This window comes from Paenibacillus sp. FSL A5-0031 (assembly GCF_001956295.1).
Taxonomy (GTDB): Bacteria; Bacillota; Bacilli; order Paenibacillales; family Paenibacillaceae; genus Pristimantibacillus.
Map to the genome: position 1 here is coordinate 1 of NZ_MRTD01000061.1, position 824 is coordinate 824.

Sequence of the window (824 nt, forward strand, 5' to 3'; positions counted from 1 at the left end):
GTTGCCCCAGCAGTTCCTGTCGCGCCTGTTACACCGTCGGCTCCTGTTGCTCCGGTGGAGCCCGTTACACCTGTTGCTCCAGCAGTTCCTGTTGCTCCTGTGGAGCCCGTTGCACCCGTTGCTCCTGCTACTCCTGTCGCTCCAGTTACACCTTCAGCTCCTGTTGCTCCTGTGGAGCCCGTTACTCCCGTTGCTCCTGCTACTCCTGTCGCTCCAGTTACACCGTCGGCTCCTGTTGCTCCGGTGGAGCCCGTTGCACCCGTTGCTCCTGCTACTCCCGTCGCACCAGTTACACCTTCAGCTCCTGTTGCTCCTGTGGAGCCCGTTACTCCCGTTGCTCCTGCTACTCCTGTCGCACCTGTTGCCCCAGCAGTTCCTGTTGCTCCTGTGGAGCCTGTTACACCCGTTGCTCCTGCTACTCCTGTAGAGCCCGTTGCACCAGTTGCTCCTGCTACTCCTGTTGCTCCTGTGGAGCCCGTTACACCTGTTGCTCCTGCTACTCCTGTCGCACCAGTTACACCTTCAGCTCCTGTTGCTCCTGTGGAGCCCGTTGCACCTGTTGCCCCAGCAGTTCCTGTCGCACCAGTTACGCCGTCAGCTCCTGTTGCTCCTGTGGAGCCCGTTAAACCCGTTGCTCCTGCTACTCCAGTCGCACCGGTCGCTCCTGTTTCTCCCGCTCCCGTTGCACCAGTTGCTCCTGTAGCACCACTCGCTGCAATCAGCGTATAATCCGTCGAAGTTCCCGGTGTGCCTGTTGGCGGCGCCGTATTCACGATATACGTGCTTCCATTAAACGTTACGACCTGACCTACTGGATAGCCTGG

The 824-nt window shown here is 59.6% G+C and carries 1 pseudogene; it reads right to left on the minus strand.

The features are described 5' to 3' along the window. Positions 1-824: pseudogene (locus tag BK120_RS34290) on the minus strand (exosporium glycoprotein BclB-related protein); the annotation flags it as partial.